We start from the raw sequence: 24664 nt of genomic DNA, 5'->3' as shown, positions 1-24664 counted from the left end.
GATGAGTCAAAAGTCACTACCACCCTTGAACTGGTTGAGGGCATTCGAAGTATCGGCGCGTTGTTTAAATTTTACCCACGCGGCGGAAGAACTCCATTTGACTCAAGGGGCTGTGAGTCAGCAGATCCGTCAGTTAGAAAGTCACCTCGGTGTGGCGCTGTTCAAGCGCTTACCTCGAGGACTTGGCTTGACCGAGGAAGGGCAGTCGTACCTGCCTGTCGTACAAGACGCGATCAGTCGCCTTGCAGTCGGCACAAACGAGATTTTCGGCCAGCGCAATCGAAGACATTTGAAGGTGCGTGGCAGCCTTTCCTTTCTTCACTATTGGTTGGCCCCCCGACTCGCAGATTTTTGTCGGGAGTATCCCCAGATTGATATTCGATATATCAGCAATATTTGGGTGAAAGAACCGGACGGCGAGGATGACCTGGAGATTCGCTGGGGATGCGGTGAGTGGTCGGGCTTGCACGCTCAGCGGTTGACTTGGGACATCCTTCAGCCTGTTTGCTCCCCAAAGCTCATGGCCAGCTCACCCATACATGAGCCACGCGACTTGATGAACCATTCTCTGCTTCATGTGTTGGGGTACGAAGAAGGTTGGGGTTACTGGTTAAAACGAGTTGGTGCAGACGACGTCGACTACTCCCGTGGCCTTCAGTTTGACACGCTGATTTCCACGATCCGCATGGCCGAATTGGGGCAGGGCGTTGCGCTGGCACGGTCTTCCGTGGTCGAGGATTTGCTTAAGAGCGGGCAATTGGTTGCGCCATTCAATCACCGAATCGAGGCAAGCGAATCCTTTTATCTGGTGCACGAACAGAACGAAGCGCTCTCGCCTGATGCCGCACATTTTTCTACCTGGCTGGTGGCTCAAGCCCATCGCCTTTTGTAAAACTGATTTGGAGTTGCCATGGATTATGTAAGCACTCGCGGCGGCGACATGCGTGCTGATTTTCGCAGTGTGGTTCTGTCGGGGCTCGCCGAAAATGGTGGTCTCTATGTCCCAGCCAGTTTGCCTGTCTTTACCGAGAAACAGATTGCTGGCTGGTCGTGGCTGCCGTTTGATGAGTTGGTTTGGCGAGTGATTTCGCCTTTTGTCGGCTCTTCCATAGACGAAAGCACCCTGCGTGCCTTGCTCAGTGACAGCTATCAACAATTCAAGCACCGCGCTATTACGCCGCTTGAGCAAATCGGGCACAACGAGTGGATACTCCAGCTGTTTCATGGTCCGACCGGTTCTTCCAAGGATTTCGCCGCGCAATTGCAGTCGCGCCTGGTCGACCATTTCCTGAAGGAGATCGGTAAAGAAGCGTTGGTGGTCGGTGCAACTAACGGTGATACCGGCGTCGCGGCGCTTGAAGCCTTTGCTAACTGCCCGGCCGCCCGCATGGCAATACTGTATCCGCGCGACGGGCTTGCACCTGAGCAACTCAGTGCCTTGCAGGCAGCCGACCCGCAGCGGGTTCAGCTGTTTCCGGTTGACGGTAATTTCGATGATTGCCAGACGCTGGTCTCCCGACTCTTGCGCGAGTGGCCGTTGGATGGAGTGTTGCCGGTCTGTTTCAACTCGACCAATTGGATCGGCGTCCTGGCCCAGATCGTTTTTTACTTCCACGCAGCCTTGCAACTGGGCGGTGGCTCGCGTCCCGTTGGCTTTAGCGTTCCAGCTGCCAGCTCGGCCGAAATCTACGCTGGTTACATTGCGCAGAAAATGGGATTACCGATCAATCAGGTGATCATTTCCACCAACAGCAATGATGCCCTGCACCAGTTTTTTCATTGCAATCGGTACTCCACCCGGATGACTAATCGAACCGTGTCGCCGGCGATGGACTTCTCGTTGTTTTCCAACCTGGAGCGGTTTATCTGGGAGATTTACGAGCACGATGGCTGCTCAACAAAAGCACTGATGGAGCATTTTGAAAGTTGCGGAGAAATGAGCATCGGCAACCAGCAATGGCTGCGTGCTCGAGTACTCTTCGATTCCTATGCCGTACACGAATCCCAGGTGCGCGATGAAGTAGTCGAACTGTTCCGAGAGACAGGCTCGGCCATCGATCCTCACACCGCTGTCGGTGTACTGGCCGGCAGGCTTCATCGACGCAGCCTGGGCGCGCCGATGGTCACCTTCGGGCAAATTGCGCCGGCCAAGTCAGCGGCGCTGTTGGCCGAACTGGGCGTCTGGCAAGCAAGCGTTCCGAGCACTGTCGAGGTGCGCGCGCAACCACCGTACCTGGCCAAGGGCGATCTTGACGGTCTGTGCCAGGCTCTTCGTCTGGCGCTGCAGAGGTCTGCATGAAGCGCATTCTAGATCCGTTGGACGAACGCATACTGGCCGAACTTACCGCCAATGCGCGAATAGCCCATATCGAACTGGGTGCCAAGATCAACTTGTCGCGCAATGCGGTGCGCCAGCGCATCGAGCGTCTTGAGCGCGACGGTGCGATCCAGGGCTATACGGTTCTTCTCGGTGAGTCGCGGCGGCCTACGTCGCTTATCAGCGCGGTGATCTTTGTCTACCGCTACGACCGCATGCGTGGCGAAGAAGTACTGACTGCGCTGCGCTCCATTCCCGAAGTCGTGCAATGTGAAGTACTCAGTGGTGAGTTCGATTTAATGCTGCGTGTGAATGCCGCCACACCTGAACGCGTCCATCTCGTGTGGAAGGAAATCGCGGCCATGCCGGGGGTGGAAAACACCGTGACATCGTTCGTCCTTTCTGCGGTGTTTTGACAACATCGTGCTTGGGCAAAACGCTCAATTAATACAGCACTCTGCCATATTCAACTGCCAAAGCCCGGCTCTTAGGATGTTCCTAACGAACAACATCAATATAGGAACAACGCTTATGACTGAGTACAAAATTGCCTTGGTAGGATTTGGTGGCGTGAACCGTGGCTTCGCCCAATTGGTCGCCGATTGTAATGCCGAGTGGAAAGAGGCCCTCGGCTTCACCATTAAAATTGTCGGTGTCACCGATCTGTTCCTCGGCTCAATCGTTGCCAAAGACGGTCTGGATGCAAAGCAGTTGGTGGCGCTGCCGGTTGAGAAGGGCGCATTCGCTCAACTGCGCGGCGGCAATGCTGAGGCCTTCAACGAAACCGTGATCAAGCATTCCGGTGCAGACATCATCGCTGAAGCCACTTTTACCAATCCGGTGGATGGCGAGCCTGCCACTACCTTTTGCCGCTGGGCCTTGGAAAGCGGCATTCATGTAGTGACCACCAATAAGGGGCCTATTGCGCTGCACGGTGCCGAGCTCAAGGCGTTGGCCCGGCGCAACCAGGTCGCCTTCGAATACGAGGGGGCGGTGATGAGTGGCACCCCCGTGATTCGTCTGGCCAGGCAGGCTCTGGCGGGTGCCAATGTGCAAGGCTTCGAAGGCATCCTGAACGGCACTTCCAACTACGTGCTCACCCGGATGAAAGACGGCCTGGCGTTCAACGATGCCGTCGTACAAGCGCAACAACTCGGCTACGCCGAGGCAGATCCAACCGCCGATGTGGAAGGGTTTGACGTACGCCTCAAGGTGGTGATCCTGGCCAACGAACTGCTCAACGCACGACTGAATGTCAGCGATGTAGCGTGCTCGGGTATCAGCAATATCAGCGCACAAGATATTGCCCAGGCAAGTGCCAATGGCGCGAGCTGGAAACTGATTGGCTCAGCCGATCGTGAAGCGGATGGCTCGGTTCGAGCGAGTGTCGAGGCTCGCTTACTGTCGAACTCACATCCTCTTGCCGGAATCAACGGCGCTACGAATGCAGTGTCATTCAAGACCGAACTCCTGGGAGCTGTCACGGTGTCCGGGCCTGGGGCAGGGCGCATCGAAACAGCCTTCGCATTGCTGTCTGACATCGTCGCCATCCACTCCGCCCACGGCAAATAACAGGAGATAGTCATGAGCGTATCCAGCATGGCCAGTATCCAGCTTGTTGAAGCCAAACAGATTGATGTGTTCAGTCCATTCGATGGTCGCTTGGTGGGCAGTGTCCCTTGCCTCGATGCCGCCGCAGTTCCTGGCTTGCTGGAACGCGCGCGAATTGGCGTGCGTGAGAGTGCGGCAATGCCTCGTCACCTGCGTGCACGCATCCTTGAGGAGGCGGCCCGGCGTGTAGAGCTTGAGGCTGAAGCGTTTGCCAAACTCATTGTTGCAGAGGCGGGGAAGACGCTGCGACAAGCAGAGAAGGAAGTGAAGCGTTGTGTGAATACGCTGAAGCTTTCGGCGGAAGAGGCTCGTCGTAACGCCGGGGAAGTGATTCCATTTGAGGCATATGAAGGCTCCGAATCGCGCCAAGGCTGGTTCACTCGGGAACCGTTGGGGCTTATCGTCGCGATCACCCCCTACAACGATCCGCTGAACCTGGTCGCCCATAAACTTGGCCCGGCCATCGCCGGTGGTAATGCTGTGATCCTGAAGCCCTCAGAGCTCGCACCGTTGTCTGCTCTCAAGCTGGTTGAGTGCCTGGTGGAAGCGGGTCTGCCTCCGTCTGTGGTAACCCCGGCGACCGGTGGCGTCGATCTGGGTAAAGCATTGGTGGAGGTTCGTGAAGTTCGGATGATTTCCTTTACGGGCGGTTTTGCCACAGGTGAGGCCATCGCTCGTAGTGCAGGGTTGAAGAAGCTAGCGATGGATCTGGGAGGAAATGCCCCGGTTCTCGTGCTTGAAGATTGCGATATCGAACCGACTGTTGAGTCCTGCGTGTCTGGCGCCTTTTGGGCAGCAGGGCAGAATTGCATCGGCACTCAACGCATCCTTGTACATAGTTCAATTTATGAGGACTTCCGTGAGCGTTTTGTCAGCCAAACGCGTGCCTTGGTAGTGGGTGATCCTGACCAGCGAGCAACGGATGTAGGCCCGATGATTACAGAACAGGCGGCCCGTCGTACCGAACAATTGGTGAATGAAGCACTGGCCGAGGGGGCCGTTCTTCTGTGTGGGCACCATCGCGAAGTGGGAAGCTATGCGCCGACCGTACTGGAGCGTGTAAGCCATAACAGTCGTATCTGGCAGCAGGAAGTCTTCGCGCCGGTTGTCATCCTGGAGCCTTTTGACCAGTTGGATGATGCTGTTGCTCTGGCCAACGCTCCGGAGTACAGCTTGCATGCGGGACTCTTCACACGTGATCTTTCCAAGGCCTTGAAATTGGCGCGGCAAATTCAAGCCGGTGGCGTGATGATCAATGACTCTTCCGATTATCGTTTTGATGCCATGCCTTTCGGTGGATTCAAGTACGGAAGTCTGGGGCGAGAAGGTGTCCGGTTTGCCTATGAGGACATGACGCAGCCTAAAGTGGTCTGCATCAGTGAGTTGGATTAAACCTACGAAGTAAATTCGTCTTTGCAGACAGTCATTCACGAGGTTAACGATGTCCAGAGTCGCAGAGTTCAGGCAACCTTGAGAAACACCTGGCCGAACAGTGAGGTCGTCGAAACATGTGCGTCTCCCTCACCAATGTTTCAAGAAAGAATCATTGAGCCTTTATTGAGTGCGTCAATTGTCAATAAAGGCTCAATGGGACTACATCCTGACGGCAATGCCTGACGCCTAGTTAGGCATTGCTCCAACCGGACGCCTTTAGCTTACAGAGCACCTGCTTCCGTCTTCTTCCAAGACTCAAGCGCCTGGATTTGCATGAACCACCGCTGGAGATTGGGCAGATCAGTTACGGGGAATTTGGCGCTGTGCTGGTCAGCTAGTGGCGCGGCTATAGCAAAATCGGCGAGTGAAAGACCGGTGTCGCAAATCCATTCTCGATTACTAAGGTGCGCATCAAGAATTTTCGCAGCTTCAGTCACAAGCCGCTCTCCGCGAGCGACCTCACTGGGGTCGGGCGAACCAATTCCAGCCAAAGACTTGATCGAGTTCTCCCAGTTAAGAATGCCGACGCCCGGCATGAAATACTGCCCACACCAAAAAAGCCAGCGGTTAACGTCAGCACGGCCGCGGGGTTCGATGGGATAAATAGTTTGGCTAGGGGTCATATTCGCCAAGTACTGCATGATGGCGTAAGATTCCCAAAGAACAAATCCATCATGTTCGAGAACCGGAACCCGATGATTCGGGTTAAGTTTCAGAAATTCAGGAGAGTTCTGCTCCCCATTGAACAGATTCACCAGCACGAGATCGACTTTGATTTCGAGGTAATGTGCGGCCATCAGCACTCGGCGGCTGCAAGTTGATGCGGGATGGTAGTGAAGACGCATGGTTTTAGCTCCTTGTTTAGTGATCAACACTGCCATTGTCTTCCTGCATACTGACAGAAAGTGTCAGTAGTGATGCGTGCGTTGCGTCTGCTCTCATCAGCCTGCCAGGAAAGCTCTTCCTATCAGGTCGTTTCCGTTGAACATCGCTATTAGCATGATCCAAATGGCCTTCAGTAGTCTTCCCCAGAGGTTGATGGCAATCAGTTCTTTGACTTGCTGCCAAATGATGGCAGCATCTCGTTGAGATCACACCACCAACAAAGCCACTTATGTCTCGCACCGAAAGATTATTTGATCTGATTAAGACCCTGCGAAGCCATCGTTTTCCAGTGACTGGCAATCATTTGGCCAAAGAACTGGGGATAAGCGTTCGTACGCTTTACAGAGATATCGCAACGCTTCAGGGGCAAGGTGCCAACATTGAAGGCGAGCCAGGACTTGGTTACGTTTTACGCCCCGGCTTTATGCTCCCGCCATTGATGTTTACCGAGGAGGAAATAGAGGCCCTTGTCTTGGGTTCTCGCTGGGTGTCCGAGCGTGCTGACCTTCAACTGAGTAGTGCCGCAAAAGGAGCATTGTCAAAAATAGCTTCTGTTTTACCCCAAGACCTGCGGACCGCACTTGATACCAATTCATTGGTGGTTGGCAAAGGGGATCAAACAGAATTAGAGGCCATCGATCTGTCGCAGATTCGAAGGGCCATTCGAGTCGAGCATAAGGTAATAATCAAGTATCTAGATCTGAAGGGAGCTAGTTCAGAGAGAACGATTTGGCCCGTTGCGCTGGGCTATTTTGATCATGCTCGAATGCTTGCCGGGTGGTGCGAACTACGGCAAGAGTTCCGTCACTTTAGGACTGATCGCATATCTGCTTTGAGAGTAAAGCCCGAGCGCTACCCTCGTCGGAGGCAAGTCTTACTTAAAGAATGGCGCGAGGTGGACATTCATCAGCGGCCGCCGCAGCATTTGTCTTAGCGTGCTTTATATTGCGTTTTCTGAGCCCCCTGGTCGAGGAGTGTATCCTGATCGGTGTGCCCCCTAGCCAGTTGGAAGCGTTCCAGGCCAAGGGCTTCCGTCCTGCATTTCTCTATGCGCGGAAGTAAGAGTCCGGTGAAGACACCTCGGAGTTGCTGCCACATAGATGGAAATAGGCTTAGCTCCGAAAAGCGTTTTTGGCTCTGTGCTGTGCTGGGGGAGTAGAAACAGAACCTCACTCATTTGGATAGAGACGGATGTGAATGGAAGCGTTAGCCACTTTTACTGCTAAGAATTTTAAACCAATAGGCCTGAGCCCAACCCCCGAGATTACTACCTCCTTACCAGTGTCTATCAGCACCATGGAGAAATGCTACTCGGGTGCTATCGACGGTGTTTCCTCAACAGTTTTTACTGCGGCGTTCGACCAGACGACCAGGACGGGCAGTTACATCGGACTCGCAGCCGAGATCGGTGGCTTGGCGCGTTTCAACTCCATTGACTGTTAGTCGGGGTCTTTACCGAAGAAACCGGTTGTTTGAGCAAACTCAACAAACCGCTTGTTTGCGATAGACAAATATTCGTTAGCTCGCCAGCATAGACTGAAACTCATGATCTGTGCCGGTTTGAAGGGAATGCCCAGCAAGCCGGGTACACATTGCTGAATGGAACGCAGCAATGTAGAGGCGCCCATTCCATCCAGTGTTGCCTTGATGACCAGTGAGACGAAATTGGTCTGCAATGCTATTCGATAGCGGGCTCCGGAGGCTTCGCAGAAGGTGTCGAACATATGGCGTTGCAGGAATGTCTGGTCAAAAAGCACCATTTTCTCATCTTGCAGACGCCAGGCCTCGATAAAAGCCTCGCGCGAAAGTGGGTGGCTGTCGTTCATGCACATCACCATCTCGTCGGTGCCTAACAAAACGGAGTCCCATCCGCTCTCTACTCGACGAGACTCCAGCAGGGCGACATCAATGTCACGGCTTTCCAGGCGCTGGCTGATGTCATCCGCACTGCCTTCAATCACCGTCATCACGATACCTGGATATCTCTTGCCAAAGGCGTTGAGTACCTGCGGAATGTAGTTGATCCCGAACATGGGAGGCACGCCGAGACGAATCTCACCACTGTGTAAATGCGACAGATCCCGCAGCTCTTGACGTGCCATGTCTAGTTCGAGCAAAGCGACTTCGACACGGGCAATAAAGCTTTTTCCTTCAGCCGTCACGTTGATTTGTCGTGCCGCGCGGTTGAAAAGCGTAACGCCCAACTCCTCTTCCAATCGAGTAATGGCCATGCTCAATGCTGGTTGGGCGATGTGCAGGCTCTGCGCGGCTTTGGTGAAGCTACCTTGCCGCGCAACTTCTACGCAGCACATCAACGCTTTGAGATTCATACCAGTCATTCTCGGATCGAAACCCAAAGCATAACAATTAGTGATGGAAAAAATCACAACATAATATTTTTCGTGATGGAGGAGTCTCTTTAATATGCCTGCGATAACTGTGTTGTCGCCTTCTCGAGGCTCGCGTCCAGGCAGATGACTTGCCTCTTTCAAAACGGATTTTTACTGAATGCTCAAGTTCAATGCTCATCTCGGCTTCCAATTCAACGATTTGCCTTTTCTCCAGCGTATCGAAGCTGCAGCGGCTGCTGGATTCAAGGCGGTGGAGTTTCCTTCGCCTTATGAATTTGAAGCCAGTCAATTGGCCGCACATTTGACTCAATATTCTCTACCTCTGATCCAGTTCGCTGCACCGGCCGGAGTCACCAAGGGCATTGCTGCGTTGCAAGGCAAGGAAGAAGAGTTTCGTGCAGGTTTAGCCTTGGCCGCCAGGTATGCAAAGGTGTTGGGCTGCTCAAATGTGCACGTCATGTCTGGGATTACTGCACAAGTTTCAGCTGCGCCCAGTTTCATGAGCAACTTGGAATATGCAGTCAAATATTTTGAAGATCGGGGGTTGCGGCCCCTGATTGAAGTGATAAGCCCAAAGGAAATCCCGGGGTACTACATGTCGGATTTCAGCAAAGCGCTACGGGTGCTGGAAGCCTTCCCGAGTATTGGACTGATTCTCGATCTTTACCATGCACAGCTTTTGACCGGCGACGCCGCAAATGTTCTGGATCAGTTTTATGACCGAACCGTCCACGTACAGATTGCGGACTGCCCAGGTCGCCACGAGCCGGGGACAGGCATCTTAAATTTTGCTGAATTGTTCGCGACTCTGGAACATCGTGGATACACAGGATGGATCGGATGTGAATACCGTCCTTCCAGCACTACTGTTGCAAGCTTAGGCTGGCTCAAGTCGCAAAATACTTAGCGCTTGATGGCTGGTTGCTTCCCGTCACGAAGGGTAGCAACCGGCCAAAATCAGCCGATCGAGTAAGCTCCAGAAAAGCGGGTTGCGCGACTTTGCCATTCACAAGCTTGGGTTCGCCTGAGCGCTGCCAGACTGGCTGACGCATGCACATCGGCCGAAGCCTGCGGAGGGTCGGCGAACGTGTCTATAACTGTTCGCAGCCCCATTTGCCACGACAGCTCTAGATTTGAACCGTTAACTGGTTGGAGCCCTTAATATAAGCCCCTTGCTCTAACGTCTGATTTATAAAGATAACGACAAGTGTGCCGATACTCCAAAAGTACTTCAGGTCACTGCACGCTATTTTTGGCGATGAGCAAGGAACACAAAATGATGTCTATTCGTCAGAACGCGCTCAAAGCATCAGACGTGACCCTTTGCGGTCTGGTGTGCCTAGCTGGGGTGGCAGTCACGTTCTTGGTGCTGATTCTGTTCGCAGGGGCAGAGCAGCGTACCGTTAGCGTTGCTTTTCAACTGGAGGTCGACGAAAGATTCAGTCGCCTGCAACGACGCTTTAATACTCAGGTCTTGAAACTAGACGTTGTGAGGCGTTTCTTTATCAACGCCGACGATGTCACTGAAAAGGAGTTTCTGGGATTTGTTACGCCTCTAGTTGGAGAGGACGAAGCCTATAGCTGGGTGCCAAGGATTCTCGAGAAGGATCTACAAACGTTTCGCGCTAAGGCGCTCCTCAACGGTACCAGTGATTTTTCTTATCATGAAATTAATCCCGTCACCGGTGAAAGAGTCCCCCTCACCAGCCGGCCGGAACACTGGATATTGCTCTACTTATTGAAGCGCGATGACGTAAAGATCATACCCGGCATGGATATTCTAGCTCGCCCGGGTCGCCAAGCCTTGATGAGCAAGGCACGACAAACACGTCAAATAGTTGTGTCGGAACCGTTGAAAATGACCAATGGGCAATCGGGGGTTTTCTTTGTCGCACCTGTATTCCAGAAGCCCCCTGAGGTTCCATTGAACGATGATAATTTGCAGGGGTTCGTTGTCTCCAGCGTACGCTTGGCTTCTTTGATGGAACAAGGCATTCCATTACCAAGTCTGCAACGACTGAACGTGAAGCTTTTATTGATCGACACGCAGCATCAAGGGGAAAGCATTTATCAGAGCTTGGCCCCCGCGGCCCCTTCAGCGCTGTACACGCAGCGGCTGCTGAAAGTAGCCGACCAAAATTACTTGATCCAGTTTCGACCCAGCTCAACATTTCTGGTCGCCAACAGCTACGCACTGTCCATCAGCCTAATTGTCGTGTTCGGAGCAGGGTTGTCGCTGCTGCTGACCTTGATGGTGTACTTGCTGATTACGCAGCGCGCCCGCGCCCTCTTGCTGGTTGATGAGCGCACGCAAGACTTGCGTTTGTTGAACATTACCGATCACCTGACCGGAGTCTATAACCGCCGATACTTCGAAGAGTTGATGGAGCACTTGCTCATCGAGGCTAACGTGCAATACCGACCTCTGTCGCTGATCATGTTTGACGTCGATCACTTCAAACACATCAACGACCGCTGGGGCCATCAGTGTGGTGATAACGTTCTGAAGTCGTTGTGCACACGAATACGTTCGGCAACACGCAAAACCGATCTGCTGTGCAGAACAGGCGGAGAAGAGTTTGCATTGATCTGCCCGGATAGCGAACTGAACGATACAAGGCTGCTGGCAGAAAAGCTTCGAGCTCTAATAAACACCCTACCATTTGATGATATTGGACAGGCGACTTGTAGCTTCGGCGTTGCAACATGGATTCCATCAGAATCGTTTGACGCCTTCATTCGGCGTGCCGATACCGCGATGTACAGTGCAAAATCAAATGGTAGAGATCAAGTCCAACTTGCCGATATGTAGCAGATCGGCTACCCGGGTGTCACTGCGCAAAAAGCCAAAACTCGACAGCTTCGGAGCCGCGCTCCGCCTTCAGGTCATCATCCCATTGTCCAGCACACGTCCCCTGGTAATCGTAAGCGTTCGGTTAAGTCACCGTGATTCGGACTCTGCGCTCAGAAACTTCAACAGGTAGTCGTTTTGGAACGCCTCAGACCTCGGCAGATCGTGCGGATTACATAAAGATTCGGTCGTCATCGAATTACCAAACCCGTGCTCCACTTTTAGCTTCGGTCATCAGCGCCCATTATCAGACTGAGTGTAGTGGTCAATTAATCCCGGACACGACGTTAAGTTTCATTAGACCACTTCAAGGCGAGCTGGGGCTCGATCCTGGCACGGCGAACAAGCGGTTGAATCTGATTGTTAGCTTCTACCAATGGGCTAGCCGCGCCAGGGAATGCTAGTGCTTCGGAGCGCGGGCATACCAACCGTAGATTGCGATGCCGGCATAACAGGTCGCTGGCACGCTCAATGCCATCGCGAGCGTCGAGAGGTCGGCCGCATACCCTGTCAATGGCGGAATAAATGCCCCGCCAACAATGGCGCAACAGAACAGGCCCGAACCTTCCGCCGCGCGATGACCGAGCCCTGCGGTCGCAAGGGTAAAGATCGTCGGAAACATGATGGAGTTGAACAGCCCGACGGCCAGCAGCGACCATCCGGCAACAACGCCTTGTGTGGTGGCAGAGATCGTCAACAGCACAATGACTGCCGTGGCGGCAAAGGCCAGCAGTTTCCCGGGCGCGAAAGTGCGCATCAGCGCCGAGCCGATAAAGCGGCCAACCAGGGCGCCACCCCAATAGAAGGCAACATGCTTGCCTGCGGCTTCGGCGGGAAGGGCCAGGGTTGTCGGCAGCATGAGGTAGTCGGTGATGAGGCTGCCAATCGTGACTTCGGCGCCGACATAGAGAAATATGCAAACGGTGCCGAGTGCAAAGCGCGGCTGCTTTAGAAGGTCGAGCGCAGCGAGTGGATTGAGACGTTCAGGTCTTGTTGAGGGTTGCAGCTCATTTCTTTTCAGCCAGACGATCAAGGCGACCATGCAGATGAAGAGCGTAATGCTTGCATAGGTGTTGCTGATCACGCTGGCTTCCTGCGCCAGGAAGGACGTCAGTTCTGCTGGCGACAATGCGGAGGTATCTACTGCATTGAGGGAGCCCAGGATCAGTATGGCACCCAGATAGGGAGCGACCGTGGTTCCCAGCGAATTGAACGCATGGCCGAGGGTGAGGCGGCTAGGGGCCATTGCGGCGGTTCCGAGTAGTGAAAGCAGCGGGTTCGCAACGACCTGAACGGTTGTCACGCCAATCGCAAGCACAAAGAGGGCGCCGAGGAAGGCTGGAAACAATGCGGACTGGGTGGCAGGAATGAAGAGCAGGCATCCACCAGCCATCAGCAGCAACCCGAGGACGGCCGCTCTCATGTAGCCGATTCGCGAAATGAGCAGGCCTGCGGGTATGGCGAAAATGAAATAGGCAAAAAAGAATGACGACTGCACAAGCATGGCCTCGGTATAGCTGAGGCTGAAGAGGTGCTTGAGTTTTGGCACCAGGACATCGTTAAGGCTGGTGATGCTGCCGAGGATGAAAAACAGCGCGAACACGTAGGTGCTCATCCGTTGGGCGTGGGGTGTTGCCAAACTGTTGGTGACAGTCGCGCTAGCACTAGCATTCGTCATCACGGGCTTCCTTTCTTGTGATTGTTACTTTCAAGGAAAGCTCTATAGAGCCTCGGGCACCTTGACAGTGGGACAGCGCTATCTTTGTGCGGTGAAGTACTCGCCAAAGGAGGGTGCGCTGCCATCTGATTTTTTGTCTGTAGCCGCTACCGCTCACCCAAAGTCCAGGGCCAGTCGTTAGAGGGCGCTACCTTAGTGCCTGACTTTTCGTTTGGCAAGCCGCAGGATCTCTTGGGGGATGCCGAGCTAAAGGATAAATTCGCTCATTTGGGCTGCAGCAGGGCCGTGGGCACTTGGACGCTCGAACTGGTGTTCGCCGGGTCGCTACGCAGCGGTAAGCGGGCAGCTGCGATCATGAGCTTGATTCAGTCAACCCGCATGAATGGGCATGATCCTTATGCGTATCTCAAAGATGTGCTGACGCGCCTGCCGACGTAGCGAGCGAGTGAGATCGATCAACTGCTGCCACAGCATCCCACGCCCGAAATTACAACAGGCTTACCAGTGTCGATCAGCTCCATGGAAAAGTCCTATACAGGAGCTATCGATGGTATTTCTTCAACAGCCTTTACTGCGGCGTTCGACCAAGCATCAAGAAGGGGCTGCTACATCGCGATGGAGAGCTTCAAGGGGACGGTGAATTGGGGTAGAGGGTTCCTTTAACTTCATTCACTCCGCCTCCACTACCGGAATTGATCGTGCAGATGAGTTTTTCTGCATAGTTGGAGGCAGTGGTACGGATGGTTTGAAAGGGATATCAGGGTCAGGAGGGATCACAATTGACATCGATGGAACGCACCCTGCCATTCAAATTCCTGGGAGAGCGGGTAGGGGGCTTCAACTTCGAAGGTCGCCCCAGCATGTACGCGAACGGCAAACAGAGATTTATGGATGGTAGCAACAAGATCTACGCATGCGAGCTTGGCCGTCTCGCGCGAGAGCTGATGCAGCCCGATGCCGTCGGATTAAGGCCTGGATACCGCTGATAGTCATGCCTTTCCACCTTCGACTTTCTGTGAGCGTGCAGACATCAGGGAGCGCCTTTTTGGTCGGCAACCCTTGAGATTCAACGTAGCCCTTCAAAATCAGAATGAACTCATGATCCAGACTCTTATTTGGTGGGGGTTCCGGAGGCCTAGCCATGACCGGCGCCGGTTGCCCCCGAACCCCGGCACGCCACAAATAATTGAGAAAATGGAAGGTAATACCGTGCACCTTGCGCATCACTGTGCTGACGATTGGGGTCTCCGGGGCGCGTCGATAGCACGGGCGCCAAGCCGGATTAATTGGCTGTGTTGTGAAAACTGGCTGGCCACGGAACACGAAAGTACGATTAATTGAATGGAGGTTGAGGTTTGTAGCTTCTGAGTAAAGAGCGTCCATTATAAAAAAAATGATCCAAGGGGCACGGAGTCGATCAAGCAGGGACAAGGCAGTGAATATCCTGCGGTTCAGCCGTCCAACATGGGGAGAAGTTCCGTCCCGACACATTATTTAACTTATGGGCGATGTCAGATGTTCATGGCTCCAATAAGTCCTTTTAAAATAAAGGTTTAGATTAGAAAAACAAAGCGCATGCTCTCCAAAACTTGTTCATGACCGACTGTTTAGACCGCAGCGGTGCAAACAGTGGTTATCTGCGCAAATCCAGTTGCCTCTGGCATTGCAGCGGGGGGGGAGGAAGTTACACCAATATTTTCGAACGGGAGTAATCTCTATATGTGTCACGAGCGGCAACGTTTTCAATCTTCACATTCGTTCGTTGCGAGTAGACAATGCGCGCTCTGTTCCGGGGTAGTTCAGCGGTAGAACACTCGGCTCTTAACCGGGTGGGCGCTGGTTCGAATCCAGCCCCCGGACCCACTACATCGCAGGGTCAGAAGGACAAATGTCCAGGCACGATAGGGAAACGGATGCAATGGCCGGCATAAACGCCGGTTATGCGGTCTTTCAATTATCTCGAGCATTGACCGCATCGGGTCTAGACACTGAGAAAACGCGCGAACGGATTGAGCGCTGGCAGCAGGTGGTCGAACACATGGTGCAAGGCACCGCGCTGTATGGCTCACGTATACCACTCGTGGATGTGCCTGAATGGGTCACGCTGGAGGTAGCCACGGGTGGTTTTGCCACTGGACAGTATCTGGCCGGTGGTGCACTGACCGTGTACGAGCGGCGGCTGGCCGCCTCAATCCCAGGCATCCGCCCTGGTTTTGAACGACTTGATCTCAACACCTGGCACCTTACGGATGAGGGGATCGAAGCACTGCAAAAGCAACTGGTGAACAGCGACTATCGGATCGATGTACCAGAAGAGGCAGCACTACTGTACGTGGCTTGGCTGTTGGGACAGCAGCGCACGGAGGAAGCACGCAGACTGATTGAGTCGATCGCACCTTTTTTTGAGCAACTGCGTTTCTTTCCAATGGCTTCTGACGGGCTACCGCTCGCGGCGGTGGAAGTGCAGATCTTCGATGTCGGCGATATCAAAAAGCTGCTTTCAAAACTCCCTGCGCAGCAGCGTCTGGCGGTGCAAAAACATGTGGTCATGACTCGGTTGCCTCTCTTCGATGCAGCTATCTCGCTCTTCCTCTTAACGTACCAGGATGATTGGCCTTGTCGGCAATATCCTGAAGGCTGGCTTGAGCAGGCGAATGCGCTAAGTAGTCAGTTCGATGCCACCGGTAGCAATGACATCCTCAACGTTGAACCTTTCAGGGGGCGGGTAGGGGAGTTGTACGCGTTGCTAAGGCTCTGCTCCCGTGACCCAACCTCGCTGACAGGGCGTCAAGTCGGACGTATTCGGCGGATCGTCAATGATTTCGTGTGCAAACATGGTCATCCCGAATCCGAAGATCATCTACAGAGCCGAGCCATACAGCGCCGTCAGGTGGCCGCGCCCGAGCATTATCTGATCGCCAAGGCGGTTTCTCAGCGTCTGACCAGCTATACGAGCTCGGAAGGCATCTCTGATTTTTCGTCCCTGTTGGAACCAATTACCAGTGAGGAGGCGAAGGCATATTCGCTGAAAACAGGTGTCGCCATTCCTCCCGCAGTTCGCCGACGCCTCGAGCGCTGTCGAAAGGGAACCATCAGTCAGTTGATTGACAAGGGATTGATCACATCTGGGGATACCGTGGCGCGAGTACTGCCAGCGATGACGGCCGAAATCTGCAGTGCTGGATTTCGCGATGCGACACTGCGCACATTGTCTATCGCAACGTATCGTGCTTTTCAGCGACGCCGTTCATTGCTGCTGCTCAACCTACAGAGCCAAATCAAAATCAGTGAGTTGCCTTGGGTGGCGGCCGTTGAAGGTGAACGAGAGGCACACACTGTCGCCGTTGAGGGAGCCAGACAAGCCTTGATCGAATCCTCGGCAACAACCCTCGCTGCTTTCCCTCAGGCAATCCTTCCGAACAAGCTACTTCAGGAGTTTGGTTCGCTTGCTGTCACGGCGAAGCTGGATCTTCCTTTTGTGGAGGAGGTCGCGGCGGACATTTTCATGGGAACCTTTTCGAATAAATTCGTGGAAGCAGCCAGGCGAGCGGCCTCGTTGATAGATGGCACCCTTTACGCTCATTATTACGACATCGACACGAACCAACTGGCGATCCTTCCCGATAAGCCGAAATCAAAGAGCAGAAACTATTTCCAGCGTGACTTGGATACCAGTGATGCATTGGCGAACCTGTGCGCGGAGCGGGCTAATGCACCCTTGGGGGCATGGCATTCAGCAACCAACGGAAGGATCATCGAGCAACAACAGATTTTGACGACGCAAAACCTTTCGCTTCTATTTGGTGATCTCGGTTTGAAAGCGCTGCTACATCATCGCTTGGGTTCACTTGCTCAGGAGTGCTTCCAATGGATATGCATGCGGCAGCAGATGAAAATCAAGCTCTATCACTCAAGCTTGGTGATGCTCAAAAATACCGCTTATGCCTGGCGCCAGATGGTGTTTTATTTATCCTTGCAGGATGACGCCGAGAGGCGTTGCGCAATCGATAGCATCGAAGCTCATTTCGCGGCTCAACCCATTGCATTCCGGGAGAGATTTCTACCGGCAATTATGGGGTTGCGTGTGGCAGCTTCCGGGCTCACGTTGACCCTGAACCGCCAGAAAAGTGAGGGGGCTCAGGTTTTTCTCGGATGGACCACCGAACGACATTGGTTGTTACCGCCACAAACGAACATCAATTAAACGTTCCGCTGTATCGGTGAAGCGTGCTTGAGCGCCTCAAAAAGTGATGTTTGCATATCCAGCTGGAGTTCTTGTACAGACGGGGCAAAACTTTCAACGAGAAGAGCCTGGACGTCTGCAAAATCGGAAAGTGGTGGAGTTTGACCTCAAGCATATAAAGTTCCTCACAGACACATCATTGAACTTATGGGCGATGTCATATGTTCATAAGTCATTCGGAACCGCACGCTGCTGTAGTCTTATGGTTAATGCCGTTGGAGAATGTTCATAGGTCTATGTTCATGGAAAAAGGCCGGCGACTTCAAGTGCGGCATATTTGGGCAAGTTTCTCCAGGCTTTCCGACCTTCTTGGCTCTAGCGGCTTGCGCGAGCTGTCCTTTGAGCAGTTGAGTTTGGCGGATTGAATTACTCCATCGACATTTTAAAAAAGAAGCGGCACAAAAAATCGGACGGAGGGCGGTGATGGGCAAAAAGATCGACATGAACAAACTCGCGGGTATCGAATATCATGGTACGCCCGGAGTTACCCAGCGATGCGTTGACGCACTAAAAAGCGTTCTGGGGGCGGGCGAACATGTACAAGCGGCTTGGATTTTGTCGTGGTTCGACGGAAAAATAGGCGAGCACAGTATCCTGCTGACCGTCTCTCCCTATCTGCAAATATTGATCAAGCCTGGATTCAGATCGGGATATTCAGGAACTGGCCCGACAGGACTTTCTACTGCCATTGAGTTGCTTCAGCTGTTTAAGGTGGATATTGAGGAATACGATGTTGATGAGGAATTTCATCGTCGTTGCGAAGCTGGTTGCCTCCTCTCATCTGATCTGAAAAACCTGACTCAATCCAGGCCCGTCCGACCTTCCCGATATTATGAATACATTGAGCGCCCGTCCTATCGCGCCAGAGCTGATGTCCTCCACCTGCTTGAAGAGTTTCCAGCTGTATTGAATCTGGGTCTGCTCGACGAACGACTAATCGATCTATCGATTGGATTTCTCGACAATCCGGACTTCGCCATCACGACTGCTTTCCGAAGATTGGAAGATATCGTTCGAACCCGGATCGGGGTCTACGATAAGAGCAGCAACCAGCTTTTCACGCACGCATTCGAAGGGAATCGATCGTTGCTGCATTGGGATGACCAGGACGCAGGGGAGCAGGCGGGTAAATCCAATTTGTTCAAGTCCGTGACGATGGCTTATCGCAATCCACGCGCTCACCGAGAGGTTGTAATGAGCAGTCGTGAGGCGGTTCGCGAGTTCATGCTCGTCAACCAGTTGTACCTCCTCGAAGCCACTGCGGTACCGCGTTTGATCTAATTCATCGTTTTTTTGCGAGCAAAACTGTCAGAATTTTTTGCAGACACAGGATGCTGATGTACGTGGGGATGACCCGGCCGACTCACATGTTGTGTCTGGCCATACCGAGCTCCTCCTTTATCGGGCGTGCAGGGGTTTGGACGTTTCCTGGAAACCTAGTTTCGCGATCAGGTCGCCCGTGACTGTACGGAGGGAAAATCGGGAATGGGATGAACGGCCGGCGTCATTGGCAAACCCTCGCGTTAAAATCATTGAATGGTGATCTACGTTTAGCAGATGTACTAAGCGCTAACGCTAAGCAGTATTCGAAGCGTGAGGTACCGAAACGGGGTTTCGTGAAAGCGCAACGTATGGGAGGGGGTGATAATGGGCAGTCAAGCTTCTGATTTTTGGGGATGTGGCGACCGGGGATTAGTGACAATGGACAACAGCATAGGAAGTTCCGCCAAGACACATCATTTAACATAATATACATTACACGTAAGACGAGCATGTTCGTGTGTGTTGCGTTACACAGGAAATTACCTAGGCTCAACTGCAACGCTTCCTCCCATAAGGAGCAGCTTCAGCTGTTGCGCTTATGCCTGTTGTACATTTGAAAGACATTTCCGTGCCCTCCGGACTCGTTGGTTGGTTGTTGACCGATGACCGTGGACGACCGCGCTATTGGTCGACAGTCTGGTCTGCACTGGACGGTGCGAGCTTGGCGCCGTCCACACTACGAACCCAATTGTCCGTGATCGAACAGCTATACCAGTCGGCCAGACGGCTATACCAGGCTGACTGCCTTGATTGCTTGATTGCGGAGCTCAAATTCGATGAGCTTGAAGCCTGTCTTGAGACGTTTTTCATCACGGCCAGAAATCATGGTGCCCAGACTGCTGCCAACTACCATCCCAACTGGCGTGTGGCCTACGTTTTCGTCAAAAGTTGTGTTCAGCGCCTGGTGAAAAGTCATGCCGATCCTGACATGCTTTGGCTGCTGAGCATGCGCCTGGAGCGTCTGGAGAAGCTGTTTGACTCGCTGGGTATGGCGCCCGCGCCGCCGGCAGAAATTGTCCGAGCGTTGCCAAGCCCAGTGCTGGATGAGTTTTACCAGATCATTGATCCGTACTCGGTACGTAATCCCTTTAGAAACAGTACGTTACGCTGGCGTAATTACGTATTGTGCCTACTAATGTTGCATCTTGGATTACGCCGCGGTGAAACCCTGGTGCTGCCTATGGATGCATTAAAAAGCGAAAAACGCTTCACCCCGACCGTAGAAACTGTGAACTGGCTGAACGTCGGCGACAATCCGTATCAGCGTGATCCGCGCCAAGAACAGCCCAGCCTAAAAAACAACAATGCCGCCCGGCAGCTGCCTGTGCCGCCAGCGTTGGCCAGCCTCCCAATCACTTCAGCAGTATCGCGGGGCCAGCCGCATTACACCGCACGATATGAGGCATACGTGTGCGACTGTCAGGCTTCATCAATTTGTAGAAAATGGCGACGACCTCGAGATGGCAATCCAGAGACTGCGAGCCTTTTTTGGCTGGGCCCGCACCTCGGATATGCCACGGCGGTACGCACGAGCTTTTTTTGAGGATCGCTTAGCCACCGTTTGGAATCATGCATTTGACGTCCATGTCAGCCATCTGCGCTCCTAAAAGGGACAGATGAAGGAGCAACGCATGCAGCGGAGTCAGTCGGGCTTTCTTGGTAACGCAAAACTGCTAGAGGCGTTGGCTCCCCTGCCTCCCCTGCCCTCTGTAATCCGTTATTGGGATGATTTTGCAGACTGCTGGAAAACCATAAGAAATCCCGAGGAAAACGCATGGTCCTTTGAGGTTAATGGTGAGTTCCTAGAGTTTGATTTCAGTTCCTTTGACGGGGAATTGATACACCTGATGAAGTTGTGGCTTGCTCGTTCCGCCTCTGAATTGGCAGGCGCAACCATCAAAATGTATTTCCAGGCACTTCAGAAGCTCGATAATAGCCTTATATATACGACGCTAGACCTCTCGCTAACCCTGCCCCTGAATGTCGATGCTAAGTGGCGGCGCGAAATAGTTACGGCGTGTAATAACCATCAACTATGCGCGCTAAAGTCGCTACTGTTATTTTGTTGTAGTCAATCCGTGGGCGTTCTGAATAACGATTCCAGACCCCGAATTGCGTCACTTCGTCAACATCCCGTGGATAGGTATGCCAGTGTCCGGAGCGGTGACGTATTTTTTGATTCGTATGAAGACCGGAAAATTATTGATTTTCTGGACTCGATCAATGACCTTTCAAAACATGACTTGGGAAATGTCAAAATATCCCTTTTAATCAGTGCCTGTATTTTATGTATTTGCTATCAGCTTGCAATGCGCCCCAAGCAGATTGCAAAACTTAGAATCGAACATTTAAATATATTTAATTTTGAAAAATCCCACAGTGTGCAGTTGCGATTTTTTCGAGGAAAACAACGCAAGGGCACGCCACCTATCCCGATGTTACGAAAAATAAAGCGCGAGTGGGCGAATATATTTGTAGTGTTGCATCGCCGGCGAACCACGGACCAAGCGTACCCTCAATCACCCGGCGCTCTAACCGATTCCTTGTTTGGCCTGACGCCATCAGGCGTCGGCTCATCGCTAACAAGACTCACCGCAGAACTTGGGTTGGATGGACGTAGTAGCACCGATTTCAGGCATAGTGCTGCGCAACGTATGGTGGACGCAGGTGCCACCCAGGAAGAACTAGCTGAATACATGGGGCACAGCTGGTCAATGACCGGGCTGGTTTATTTTGAATCATCACCGACGCAGGCCGAACGAGTGAATCGGGCACTGGCTATTTCTCCGATATATAGCAAAATTGAGCGTATTGCGAGAAACCGAACGATCAGTACTGAGGACTTATCGAACGCACTACCCGTACACCAAATAGGAGGCATGCCACACGGAATACCGATAGCGGGAATTGGCATGTGCACCCTTGGACAGGGACTTTGTGCAAAAAATCCGGTATTGTCATGTTATGGCTGTGATCGTTTCCTAGCTGTCACGAACGCAAAAATTCATGAAGAGGTTCTTGAGGGTTTGCGACCCGTTGTACTGCAATTTTACAATGCATCCAGAGGCGAGAACTATTCCCCCGCTTATTCGCAGCTGCAAGATGTTTTAGAACGGGTGGAAAATATTATTGATGAGTTAAACGGTGCCGTCGATAATGAATAATAATTTTAGGGATTTTATTGAAGCAAACAAAATTCTTGCAATGTCTAAAGACGTCAACTGGGACATTCCGACTGCACCTGATGGAACCGTAAAAAAAGGTGAGGGATGGCCCTTATTCCATATGGCAGATAATCCCCGAGTCCCTTATTGGCTTGCGGACTTTGGGACCGACATAAAATGTCTGGCGTTGATCAACGCGGAGCGGAGGGCACAAGGAGTACCCGCAATCGCAAGGGCGAAGCTTACGAACTCGTGGCAGGACTTAATCAAAGCATGCGCAATTCACTATATTTATGTGAAAGGTGTATCCGCAGCGCATGCGAGCCAATACATTGTCCGAACCATTCGTATCATTGCATCTTGTTGTGGCAAAGCTGAGCCGTGGGAATTGAGTGTTGATCACATTGCGACTGCACTTAAATACGCATCACTGTTACAGCCTTCTGGTCAACTGGCCAGAGGAATTAGAAATTCGGTACAGCATATATTTGACTTTCATTGTCTGGTTGATCGCACTCCTTTGTTGCCTGCAGTTAGCGTCAAACGCCGTAACAGTCGCGAGGATACGTCTAATTTTCGACAAAACCTTTCGGAGCGCAAACGCACTGAGCGCCTTCCAGATTACAATGCATTCTGGGAACTGATCCGAATTGTTTTTACCGAAGATCCACAGACATTTTATGATGAGTTGAGGTTTGCGCAAGCCAAAATTCTTGTGCTCTGTGGGTTGCGAATGGGCGAAACACCACTTATACCAGTCGATTGGTGTCAGGAGTTTTCTCATCTGAGTAAAAAGGGAATTCCCGCAGGCGAGTTCGGCGGTATGTCGTCATCGATTGCCCTTAGATATTTTGTTGAAAAAAGAAGTATTTCGGATAAAGATGGCAAGCTCTTACATCCAGATATACAGCACATTCCCGAGATGTTCAGGGAGATTATTACTGATTTTCTGAGTCGGGTGCTCTTGCTCACCCAGCCGCTCCGCGCCACTCTTGAGAAACAGTATCAAACCAATCGGATTTTGGCTGACTTTCAGCCGGACGAGTTGGTGGCCGCGGCAGACCTCTATCCGTATTTGACTGGCAATCCATTTGTATTTGAAGATGACGACGAAGTTCGATTAACTGCGCAGTACAGAAAAAATTATGACATTGGCGTACTGGACGAAATTGAGAGTCGACAGTTGTCATTAAAAAAACAAGGAGGAAAAGTGAAGAATGTCGTGCGGCAGTATTTCGCCGTGCTGCGTAGAGGGTATGAATCGCTCACTCCTTTTCGCACAGTGTCCGGGGTGCCTTGTAAGGTAAATTTCAGAAAGGGGTACTTTAAGATATCGGAGTTAGAGCAGCTGGTGAGATTAAGAATGCCGTCCAAGCTCTCACCTCTAAAGCCGTTGCGCACCGCTGCGGGCTTGATACCTCCACATAATATGTTATTTCTTGCGCCCATCCGCGCACTATCAGAAGGGAGAAATGATGGGCTATGCGATATTCGCAAATACTGCTTTGTTGGAATCCTCGATACGGTCGACTTACGAAGCCACTATTACAAAAGTCAAACTTCAAACACCACTTTTTTTCAGCGATATGGGCGCAATGAAGAAAACCAAGGCCTTACAATAAATAGTCATTCTTTTCGTCACGTTCAAAATAGTGAACTCTTTAGGATGGGCGTAGCTGACACGATTATAACTAAGCGTTACGGCCGTCGTAGTGTTGAGCAGTCGTACCGGTACGATCACCGCAGCTTATTAGAAGAACTTGCTTCAATGGATCTGCCGCACACGGCACTTGATATTATGCCAATAGGTGGTTCGCAAGTGCTAGCGATGATCCTAAGTGGCAAGGTATCCGGTCCCATTGTTGAAGAGTTTCGAGAGATTCAGGCGACAATGGGCGATGAGGCGGCATTTCTCTTTCTGGCGGGAGAAGCTGATGGGTTTCACGTTACGCCTTATGGATTTTGCATTAACAGTTTCATGACCAATCCTTGTCCAAAGCATTTAGAGTGTTACGGCGGGTGCCGTCATCTTTGCGTTACAGATCTGAAAAGTCATCAGCAAAATCTATTTGGGCTTCGTGAAAAAATCGCCTTAGCCGTTAATAAAATAGAGGCTCGATTGAGTGATAGTATCGGAAGAGCAAATCAATTGGATCATGCCAAAAAAACGTTAGAAAATATTGATAAAGCATTGGCATGTCGACCAGGTGAAAACCCTTTTCCAGATGGTCCGGATTTGTCGGTACCGGTCCATCAAGTAGACTTATTTGAAGGCTAGCCGCTTTTGCGCTAAAGCCCTGTTACGTGCCTAGCGGAGTCAATATGCCAGCACCGAGCAAGCCTGTACGCCGCACCGCAAATGCGGTTAATCTTGATGACAATCTACTTAGCGTTCTTGACTCCATGCTGGAAAACGATGAGAGAATAACTGCCCATGCCATTGTGCGTAGAATGGAGAATCTAGGCGCCGTTTCCACTCTCACGCGGGACACATTTCGAAGAGACCTAATTGCTCACTATCAACAATTGCAAACAACCCGAAACCAATGGGTAGAACGAGCGAAAAAGAACTCTCAAAAACGGCTAATAGCCAGTCTTGCAATGAAAGACGAACGTATAGAAGATTTAGAGCGGCAAGTCGCTCTGCTTACGGCCTCTCACAAGGCTATTATCCTAGCTGTGGGCGAGTTGGGTGGTGTACGTGCATGGCAGCGATTTTTTCCTCATTACGATGAACATACGCTGATGGTCCTGCCCAACCTCAACGAGCATAAGCCTGACTAGACGCCACTCTCCCCTCCCCTGAT

The 24664-nt window shown here is 52.2% G+C and carries 19 protein-coding genes, 1 tRNA gene and 1 pseudogene; 18 read left to right on the top strand and 3 right to left on the bottom strand.

The features are described 5' to 3' along the window. The first annotated feature begins 1 nt into the window (after position 1). The 5 genes from PGR6_RS14560 (at position 2) to PGR6_RS14540 (ending at position 5320) form a co-directional block, all read left to right on the top strand. Positions 2 to 892 carry a LysR substrate-binding domain-containing protein gene (locus tag PGR6_RS14560; RefSeq protein ID WP_064617928.1) on the top strand — a complete coding sequence of 297 codons (891 nt, stop codon included), beginning with the start codon at positions 2 to 4 and terminating at the stop codon, positions 890 to 892. 18 nt (positions 893 to 910) lie between these two features. After that, positions 911 to 2299, top strand: coding sequence for a threonine synthase (gene thrC, locus PGR6_RS14555; protein WP_064617926.1), 1389 nt, complete (start codon positions 911 to 913; stop codon positions 2297 to 2299). Continuing rightward, on the top strand, positions 2296 to 2733 hold the full coding sequence (locus PGR6_RS14550; RefSeq protein ID WP_018925939.1) for an Lrp/AsnC family transcriptional regulator: 438 nt from the start codon (positions 2296 to 2298) through the stop codon (positions 2731 to 2733). The genes thrC and PGR6_RS14550 overlap by 4 nt, the downstream gene beginning before the upstream one ends. A gap of 115 nt (positions 2734 to 2848) precedes the next feature. Continuing rightward, positions 2849 to 3889, top strand: coding sequence for a homoserine dehydrogenase (locus PGR6_RS14545; protein ID WP_064617924.1), 1041 nt, complete (start codon positions 2849 to 2851; stop codon positions 3887 to 3889). 12 nt (positions 3890 to 3901) lie between these two features. Further along, positions 3902 to 5320: an aldehyde dehydrogenase family protein gene (locus PGR6_RS14540; protein WP_064617922.1), complete on the top strand. Its 1419-nt coding sequence runs from the start codon at positions 3902 to 3904 to the stop codon at positions 5318 to 5320. Positions 5321 to 5583: 263 nt separating this feature from the next. Here the strand turns inward: PGR6_RS14540 and PGR6_RS14535 are convergent, their stop codons facing one another. Next, positions 5584 to 6207, bottom strand: coding sequence for a glutathione S-transferase family protein (locus PGR6_RS14535; RefSeq protein ID WP_064617920.1), 624 nt, complete (start codon positions 6205 to 6207; stop codon positions 5584 to 5586). A gap of 269 nt (positions 6208 to 6476) precedes the next feature. On the opposite strand from PGR6_RS14535, the gene PGR6_RS14530 reads away from it, so the two are divergent. Then, a complete protein-coding gene (locus tag PGR6_RS14530; RefSeq protein WP_064617917.1) occupies positions 6477 to 7181 on the top strand; it encodes a helix-turn-helix transcriptional regulator in 705 nt (234 codons plus the stop codon). A 505-nt stretch (positions 7182 to 7686) separates the two neighbouring features. On the opposite strand, the gene PGR6_RS14520 is transcribed toward PGR6_RS14530, so the two are convergent. Continuing rightward, entirely contained in the window at positions 7687 to 8577 is an 891-nt protein-coding gene (locus tag PGR6_RS14520) for a LysR family transcriptional regulator (protein ID WP_064617916.1), read from the bottom strand. Positions 8578 to 8755: 178 nt separating this feature from the next. On the opposite strand from PGR6_RS14520, the gene PGR6_RS14515 reads away from it, so the two are divergent. Further along, positions 8756 to 9505: a hydroxypyruvate isomerase family protein gene (locus PGR6_RS14515; protein WP_064617913.1), complete on the top strand. Its 750-nt coding sequence runs from the start codon at positions 8756 to 8758 to the stop codon at positions 9503 to 9505. A 369-nt stretch (positions 9506 to 9874) separates the two neighbouring features. After that, complete coding sequence (locus tag PGR6_RS14510; RefSeq protein WP_064617911.1) at positions 9875 to 11410, top strand: diguanylate cyclase; 1536 nt, start codon at positions 9875 to 9877, stop codon at positions 11408 to 11410. Positions 11411 to 11849: 439 nt separating this feature from the next. On the opposite strand, the gene PGR6_RS14505 is transcribed toward PGR6_RS14510, so the two are convergent. Then, the gene (locus PGR6_RS14505; RefSeq protein ID WP_064617908.1) at positions 11850 to 13127 is read right to left on the bottom strand and encodes a sugar MFS transporter; all 1278 of its coding nucleotides are present in this window, start codon (positions 13125 to 13127) and stop codon (positions 11850 to 11852) included. A gap of 283 nt (positions 13128 to 13410) precedes the next feature. Between PGR6_RS14505 and PGR6_RS14500 the strand changes: the two are divergent. From PGR6_RS14500 to PGR6_RS14460, 10 genes and pseudogenes are all read left to right on the top strand, one after another. Continuing rightward, positions 13411 to 13565 (top strand): annotated as a pseudogene (locus PGR6_RS14500) (transposase domain-containing protein); the annotation flags it as partial. 81 nt (positions 13566 to 13646) lie between these two features. After that, a complete protein-coding gene (locus PGR6_RS30525; RefSeq protein WP_250637209.1) occupies positions 13647 to 13790 on the top strand; it encodes a DUF3224 domain-containing protein in 144 nt (47 codons plus the stop codon). Further along, the gene (locus PGR6_RS30520) at positions 13768 to 14025 is read left to right on the top strand and encodes a DUF3224 domain-containing protein (protein ID WP_335720486.1); all 258 of its coding nucleotides are present in this window, start codon (positions 13768 to 13770) and stop codon (positions 14023 to 14025) included. Before PGR6_RS30525 ends, PGR6_RS30520 begins: the two co-directional genes overlap by 23 nt. 890 nt (positions 14026 to 14915) lie before the next feature. Next, a tRNA-Lys gene (locus PGR6_RS14490) sits at positions 14916 to 14990 on the top strand. Between the two features lie 55 nt (positions 14991 to 15045). Continuing rightward, positions 15046 to 17331 carry a hypothetical protein gene (locus PGR6_RS14485; RefSeq protein ID WP_156523289.1) on the top strand — a complete coding sequence of 762 codons (2286 nt, stop codon included), beginning with the start codon at positions 15046 to 15048 and terminating at the stop codon, positions 17329 to 17331. 462 nt (positions 17332 to 17793) lie between these two features. After that, positions 17794 to 18651 (top strand): TIGR02391 family protein, encoded by an 858-nt coding sequence (locus PGR6_RS14480; RefSeq protein WP_064617902.1) that lies wholly within the window; start codon positions 17794 to 17796, stop codon positions 18649 to 18651. A gap of 730 nt (positions 18652 to 19381) precedes the next feature. Continuing rightward, entirely contained in the window at positions 19382 to 20236 is an 855-nt protein-coding gene (locus PGR6_RS29390) for a hypothetical protein (protein WP_177343088.1), read from the top strand. An 88-nt stretch (positions 20237 to 20324) separates the two neighbouring features. Beyond that, positions 20325 to 21857, top strand: coding sequence for a site-specific integrase (locus PGR6_RS14470; RefSeq protein ID WP_064617899.1), 1533 nt, complete (start codon positions 20325 to 20327; stop codon positions 21855 to 21857). After that, positions 21850 to 24135, top strand: a complete 2286-nt coding sequence (locus PGR6_RS14465) for a hypothetical protein (RefSeq protein WP_064617897.1) — start codon at positions 21850 to 21852, stop codon at positions 24133 to 24135. Before PGR6_RS14470 ends, PGR6_RS14465 begins: the two co-directional genes overlap by 8 nt. Positions 24136 to 24260: 125 nt before the next feature. Continuing rightward, positions 24261 to 24641, top strand: coding sequence for a hypothetical protein (locus PGR6_RS14460; protein WP_064621276.1), 381 nt, complete (start codon positions 24261 to 24263; stop codon positions 24639 to 24641). Positions 24642 to 24664 lie beyond the last annotated feature (23 nt).

Source organism: Pseudomonas sp. GR 6-02 (genome assembly GCF_001655615.1).
Lineage (GTDB): Bacteria > Pseudomonadota > Gammaproteobacteria > Pseudomonadales > Pseudomonadaceae > Aquipseudomonas.
Note: the sequence above shows the minus strand (reverse complement) of the source record. Positions and strands in the feature narration are given on the sequence as shown.